At 59.3% G+C, this 7,064-nt stretch carries 6 protein-coding genes and 1 rRNA gene; all 7 read left to right on the top strand.

The genetic code is table 11. The features are described 5' to 3' along the window. Window positions 1-151: 151 nt before the first annotated feature. On the top strand, window positions 152-1,630 hold the full coding sequence (locus tag ACTG36_RS02770; protein ID WP_439141373.1) for an FMN-binding glutamate synthase family protein: 1,479 nt from the start codon (window positions 152-154) through the stop codon (window positions 1,628-1,630). Between the two features lie 211 nt (window positions 1,631-1,841). After that, on the top strand, window positions 1,842-2,735 hold the full coding sequence (gene msrP, locus ACTG36_RS02775; RefSeq protein ID WP_375280633.1) for a protein-methionine-sulfoxide reductase catalytic subunit MsrP: 894 nt from the start codon (window positions 1,842-1,844) through the stop codon (window positions 2,733-2,735). Next, window positions 2,735-3,292, top strand: a complete 558-nt coding sequence (locus ACTG36_RS02780) for a hypothetical protein (RefSeq protein WP_375280632.1) — start codon at window positions 2,735-2,737, stop codon at window positions 3,290-3,292. Before msrP ends, ACTG36_RS02780 begins: the two co-directional genes overlap by 1 nt. After that, a complete protein-coding gene (locus ACTG36_RS02785; protein WP_375280631.1) occupies window positions 3,289-3,861 on the top strand; it encodes a hypothetical protein in 573 nt (190 codons plus the stop codon). Before ACTG36_RS02780 ends, ACTG36_RS02785 begins: the two co-directional genes overlap by 4 nt. A gap of 107 nt (window positions 3,862-3,968) precedes the next feature. Next, window positions 3,969-4,595, top strand: coding sequence for a protein-methionine-sulfoxide reductase heme-binding subunit MsrQ (gene msrQ, locus ACTG36_RS02790; protein ID WP_375280630.1), 627 nt, complete (start codon window positions 3,969-3,971; stop codon window positions 4,593-4,595). Window positions 4,596-4,607: 12 nt separating this feature from the next. Next, window positions 4,608-5,768 (top strand): MFS transporter, encoded by a 1,161-nt coding sequence (locus tag ACTG36_RS02795; protein ID WP_375280629.1) that lies wholly within the window; start codon window positions 4,608-4,610, stop codon window positions 5,766-5,768. 790 nt (window positions 5,769-6,558) lie between these two features. Continuing rightward, window positions 6,559-7,064: ribosomal RNA gene (locus ACTG36_RS02800) — 16S ribosomal RNA — on the top strand; the annotation flags it as partial.

Here is a 7,064-nt window from a genome sequence, read left to right on the forward strand (position 1 = left end):
CAGTCACAGTCTTGTGAAGGGCAGCGGAATTTGCCTGTCGGATCGGCAATAAATCCCGCCCGCTCGGGCCTTGATCACCGCCAGTTTGGTTGACGTCCTGCGGTACAGTCTATTGTGGTAACCCAAAGACCAACCCGTAGAAGGCCGCCCCATGTTCTCCAGTTTCTCCATGTCCGTGTTCGAAGGCCTTGCAGTCGCGTTGATTATTGCTGTGGGACTGGTCATCGCGATCGTCGCTGTGCTCTTTGTGATCGACCGGCTGCAAACCCAAGACGCGATCCGGCGCAACTATCCGGTGGTCGGGCGCTTTCGCTACCTGTTCACCGCACTGGGTGAATTCTTTCGCCAGTACTTCTTTGCCATGGACCGCGAAGAACTGCCCTTTAATCGCGCCCAACGCGATTGGGTCAAACACGCCGCCGAAGGCAAGGGCAATACCGTCGCCTTCGGATCTACCCGCAACCTCGCCGTGCCGGGCACGCCCATCTTCACCAACGCGGCCTTCCCGCCGCTCGACAACCAGTTCGCCCGGACCGAGGCTTTGACCATCGGCCCAGGCGCACGCGAACCCTATGACGCCCCGTCGATCTTCAACCTCAGCGGCATGTCCTATGGGGCGATCTCCAAACCTGCCGTGCAGGCCCTGTCGCGGGGTTGCGCGAAGGCTGGCATCTGGATGAACACGGGCGAGGGCGGCCTGTCGCCCTATCACCTCGAAGGCGGGTGCGACATTGTCTTCCAGATGGGCACCGCGAAATATGGCGTGCGTGACGCGGAGGGAAACCTTGACGAGGGCGAACTGCGCAAGGTTGCAGCCCACGCCCAAGTCAAAATGATCGAAATCAAACTCGCCCAAGGGGCCAAGCCGGGCAAGGGCGGCATCCTGCCCGCCGCCAAAATCAGCGCCGAAATCGCCGAAATCCGTGGCCTGCCAGAGGGCAAAGACGGCATCAGCCCCAACCGCCATGCAGAGGTCGACGACTGGAACGATCTGCTGGATTTCATCGCCCATGTGCGTGAGGTGACGGGCCTGCCCACGGGCATCAAAACCGTCATGGGGTCCGAGGCCGCCTTCGCCGACTTCTTCGACACCATCGTCGCGCGCGGCCCGGACAGCGCGCCGGACTTTATCACCTTAGACGGCGGCGAAGGCGGCACCGGTGCCGCGCCCATGCCGCTGATTGATCTGGTCGGTGTTTCCATCCGCGAGGCCCTGCCACGTGTCTCCGCCCTGCGCAATGACCGCGGCCTTAAGGACCGTATCCGCATCGTGGCCTCCGGCAAACTGGTGAACCCCGGTGATATCGCCTGGGCGCTGTGTGCGGGGGCCGATTTCGTCACCTCCGCGCGGGGCTTCATGTTTAGCCTTGGCTGTATTCAGGCGCTCAAATGCAACAAGAACACCTGTCCCACCGGCATCACAACCCACGACCCACGGTTCCAAAAGGGCCTCGTTCCGGCCGAAAAATATGACCGTGTCGCAGCCTACGCCAAAGGCATCATCAAAGAGGTCGAAACCATCGCCCATTCCGTCGGCGTGTCCGAGCCGCGCAAAATGCGCCGCGATCATGTCCGCATCGTGCAGGCCGATGGCACCTCGACACTCCTGTCCACCCTCTATCCGGGCTAGGCGCGCCCTTTTCTCTGGTTCCGAAATACCTGCGAGGAGGGCGTGAGCCCGAGCGCAGCGCCCCCACCCGCGCCGCAGGCGCGCGGGGCGGATGGCCGCAAGGCCATTCGACACTGTTACAGTCCCCCCGCGCAGACGTGACAAGGTGTTTAGTGACGCTTTACAACTTCACTCTATATACAGGACTAAATCGCAATTGCCGGAGACTCCAATGGCCCACCGCTGGACAAACACCCTCACCCGAAACGACGTCACCCCAAAATCCTTGTGGATGAACCGCCGCGCGGTTCTGGCTGGTATGGCGGGCGCAGGTGCGCTTGGCGGCACGGTGCACGCGCAAGAGGCGTTGGAGCCCAACACCCTCGAAGAAATCCGCTCCTACAACAACTTCTATGAATTCGGCACCGGCAAGTCTGATCCATCCGCCAATGCAGGCGATATGCAGACCGACCCGTGGGAGGTGACGGTCGACGGTCTGGTCGACAATCCAGGCACCTATGCGCTGCAAGACCTCATCGGGGATATGACCATTGAGGAACGCATCTACCGCTTCCGCTGTGTTGAGGCTTGGGCGATGGTCGTGCCATGGAACGGCTTTGAACTCGCTGATCTTCTGAATAAGGTCGGCGTTCAGTCCGGCGCGACCCACGTGGCCTTTGAAACCGCTGTCTTGCCTGAGGTTATGCCCGGCGTGCAGCGCCGCGTGATCGACTTTCCTTACGTCGAAGGTCTACGTCTGGATGAGGCCATGCACCCGCTGACCCTCATGGCGACAGGCATTTACGGGGAACCCTTGGCCAACCAGAACGGCGCACCCATGCGCTTGGTCGTGCCATGGAAATACGGGTTTAAATCCATCAAATCCATCGTGCGGATCACCCTGACGGACAGCGAGCCGCCCACCACGTGGAACAAGATTAACGCCCGCGAATACGGGTTCTATTCCAACGTGAACCCGCAGGTGGATCACCCTCGCTGGTCTCAGGCATCGCACCGCGTCATTGGCGGCGGCCTGTTTTCGGCACGGGAAGACACCTTGATGTTCAACGGCTATACTGAGGTTGCCTCACTCTACGAGGGAATGGATTTAACCGAGAATTATTGATGACACCACTTACGATCGCCGCCACGCTGGCGGCTCTGACACTGCCCTTTTGCGCCACCGCGCAAGAGGGCCCCATGCCCGCCACATCGGTGACACCGGACAGTTTTGTCACTCAGTTGGGCGGCAACCGGATCCGCACAATGTATGAAGGAATCGAACAAGAGTTTCTGTTCGAACTTCAGGACCGGGACGTGCAAAACCTGTTCAACTACGGCTTCCCGCCGTCCTCCCAAACTCTTGGAACATCTGATCTGGTGGTTGTCGTCAAAGACAGCTGGGGTGAGGCCGCTGATTTCTGGCGCGGCATTGGTATTTCTGCCGTGGCCTCGGACCTCGCGCCCTATGTGAACATGTCACCGGACGCCGCGCCGAATATGGTGCTGACGATCCTGACTGCGCCTGACGGACATCCCATGCGGGTCTATAACTTCACCTCGACCGCTTTGGGGGAGGACCAGTCGCAACGCTGCATGGCCCGCCGCGTGATTGACGAAACGTACCGGGGCGAAGGCAACAGCAGTTTCAACAGCTTTGCGTGCAGTCAGGCGCTCCGGTGATCCGGGCACGCGGTGTTGGGGTGGCGCTGGCCTTGGCATGTGCCAGCCCAGCGGCGGCCCAACAAAGCAACGACCTCGCCTCGGGTGAGGCGCGACCCACGTTGATCCCTGACAATGGCATCCTTGCCGGTATCAACAACCGCGCACGGATCGTCACGGTGCAGGCGCCGGCCAACTTCGCGCAAGCGTTGAACGCGGCGGATCCCGATGGCGTTATCCGCTACGTCTACGACATCGCCGTCCAGGGAACCGAGCCTGATGTGATGATTGTCTTTGCAGGGGACTGGGACATCGCGCGCGGCTTTGCCCGCGCCATCGCCATGCCCGCATTGTCGGACCGCTATGACGCGGCAGAGGCCGCTGGCAATTCCATCGACTACGCCCAACGCAGCACACCGCAAGGCCCGCTGCACATCTATATGATCGCCCAAAACACAACGCCCTATCCCGTGCCGCCCACCTGTTGGGCGCGGCTGATCGTGGGGTCCCTCTATCTGGGCGGCAATCCCGCGCCCTTCACGTTGCGGGCCTGCACCGAAAGCATCAGCGGCCCGCTGGACCTGAACTGATTGAAACATCCTCTCAACTCCCCGTGGGATGCGGTCACAAAGCTTTCTTTTGAACCGACGGTCGCCCAAATGGGTTTCAACCAGACACGACTAGGAAAGCCACGCCCATGACCGCCATCGTCGACCCCATCAACCGATTTGCCCGCAAGGTGCCTGTCTGGCTGGTCTATCTTCTCTATGCCCTGCCTATTCCGGTGCAGTTCTATCTGGCTGCCACCGGTGCGATGGGGGTGGAACCGATCAACGCCCTTGAACGCGAAATAGGGCAGATCACGCTGCAACTGCTGATCATCGGCCTTGCGATCACGCCCCTGCGCCGGTTCGCGGGCCTCAACCTGCTGAAGTTCCGCCGCGCCATCGGCGTCATGGCCTTTGTCTATGTGGTTGTGCATCTGGGCATCTGGGTGGTGCTGGATATGTCCCTGCGTTGGGAACAGATGTGGGGGGACATCTGGAAACGTCCCTATATCACCATCGGCATGGTCGCGTTCCTGGCGATGATCCCGCTTGCCGTGACTTCGAACAACTATTCGGTGCGCAAATTGGGGGCGGCCACGTGGCGCAACCTGCACAAACTGGTCTACCCGATTGCGGTGCTGGGGGCTGTGCATTTCATCATGGTCCAAAAGGTCTGGGAGGCAGAGCCGCTGATCTATCTTGCGGTGATCCTGACCCTCATCGGGCTGCGTTACATCCCGAAACAAAAAACGTCTGGTGCGACCGTCAAAGGTTGATAGCGTCGCGTCATGAACAGACGTGACGCAAAGCTGGGCACCCTTTTGATCATGACGCTTTTCGCGCTGCAGCCCATGGCCTTCGGTGCGTGGCTGGCGATGATTCCCTATATCAAGGAAACGTTGTCCCTCAGTAAGGCCGATCTGGCACTGGCGCTTCTGGGGATGCCGCTGGCTCTGATCGTCGTGCTGCAATTTGCCAGCCGGATCGTGGCGCGGCTCGGTCCCCGCCGCACGTTTACGGTGGGGCTGCCGGTGCAGACCCTTTTGATCCTGACCCCGTTCCTTGCGACGGGGCAAATCAGCCTTTTTCTGGCGCTGGCCAGCGTTGGCGCGGTCGTGGCCTTTATGGAGGTCGCCCTGAACACCTACGCCGGTCGGCTTGAGAAAGCCGCCGACACCTACATCATGTCCCGCTGCCACGGGTTCTGGGCGCTGGGCATCATGGTGGGGTCGCTGCTGGCCACAACGTTGTTCTTCATTGGTCCGGTGATCGCGGTCCTTGTGATCTGCGCAACCTCCGCCGCGTTCGGCGTCTGGGCTGCGCAAACCCTGCCCAAACTGCAGGGCCAAGAGGACGGCCCCGTACCCAAACCCCAGAAAATCCGCGACATGCCTCGCGCCCTGTTCCTGATCGCCTTGTTCATGTTGCTCGTGACCTTGGTCGAAGGGGCCATGCACGATTGGGCCGCGGTCTATCTGTCGGAACGCCAAGGCGGCGCACCGGAGGATGCTGGGCTGGCCGTGACGATCTTTGCGGGGTTCCTCGCTGCCGGTCGGTTTGCCGGTGACTATATGAAGGCGCGTCTGGGTGCGCGGGGGGTGGCCCGCCTGACCGTGGGGTTGTCCATCGCAGGTCTGGTCTGCGCCACTGTCCTGCCGGGGATGCCGGCTTTGTTCATCGGGCTGGCCCTGACGGGGCTTGGCGTATCGATTGCGTTTCCTTTGGGCATATCTGCCGCCGCCAGCCTTGGGGACGAACACGAGGCACAAAACATCGCCACCATGGCCATGATCGCCATGTCGTCCTTTTTGATCGGCCCACCCCTAATCGGGTTCCTAGCAGAATGGCTGACCTTACGGGTCGCCTTGATGCTGTTGCTGCCCGGTTTGGGGCTCGCATTCTACCTCACGCGCATCTTTCCTGAGCGGAACCTGACCCCGAAATCCTGAAAATTGGGCAGTCTATGAAAATGAGTTTCGCCGATTCACCGCGGACTTGCCGCTCTATCAGGGTGAGTCTGCCCCAAATCAGGGGTGATTTGGCCGTTACAGCGTCCATTCTTGCGGATAGACAGGGCAGAGCCACTATATCTAGGACATAGCCTGCAAGCCTCGGCGCAACAAAACGCCATATGACCCTAGGTCCAAGGTAATTCTTGATAAGCAAAGCACTGAAAACACGCCCAAAATCATGAAAACGAGAAAAAATGCATTTTCTTAAAAAAAGGGGTTGCGGGTATTGGTGTGTAACCGTAGAACCCCCCTCACCGGCGGCGCAGAGATGCGCGGGCGGGGCGCCAGACGGGTCGGACGGAGCGGAAACGCAGCCAGCCGGAGACGAGGCGGATAAGAAAATTCTGAGGTTTTAGAGGCGGGGCGCGCCGAACGATTAGGGCGCACACTGTTTTTATTGTCTCTGGGGTTACGGCTCCACGCTCTTTGAAATTGATAGTATCTGAAGAGATATGTGGGCGGTTTGGTTCAGTTCGATGGATCAACGTCTGTATATCGCGCTCTTAGGATTTAGGTCCGATTATAGAGTGTCAGCTTCACTGTTTGAGTGGCTTTCGGTTTCTGATGAAACCAGAAGCACATCAAACAGATGACTTTTCTATGTTGCTGCATCACCCGGTGCAGCTGGCCGATTGTTGCCTGGGGTTTGTCCTCAAGTGGCGAAGCGGTAGGGCATAGAAAGATGTGCAGAGGTTCGAACGTCAAGGATAAGCTGGTAACAGCTTTTCAACTTGAGAGTTTGATCCTGGCTCAGAACGAACGCTGGCGGCACGCCTAACACATGCAAGTCGAGCGCTCACTTCGGTGGGAGCGGCGGACGGGTTAGTAACGCGTGGGAACATACCCTTTTCTACGGAATAGCCTCGGGAAACTGAGAGTAATACCGTATACGCCCTTCGGGGGAAAGATTTATCGGTAAAGGATTGGCCCGCGTTAGATTAGATAGTTGGTGGGGTAACGGCCTACCAAGTCTACGATCTATAGCTGGTTTGAGAGGATGATCAGCAACACTGGGACTGAGACACGGCCCAGACTCCTACGGGAGGCAGCAGTGGGGAATCTTAGACAATGGGGGAAACCCTGATCTAGCGATGCCGCGTGTGTGACGAAGGCCTTAGGGTCGTAAAGCACTTTCGCCAGGGATGATAATGACAGTACCTGGTAAAGAAACCCCGGCTAACTCCGTGCCAGCAGCCGCGGTAATACGGAGGGGGTTAGCGTTGTTCGGAATTA

The organism is Pseudooctadecabacter sp. (genome assembly GCF_965657175.1).
Taxonomy (GTDB): domain Bacteria; phylum Pseudomonadota; class Alphaproteobacteria; order Rhodobacterales; family Rhodobacteraceae; genus Octadecabacter.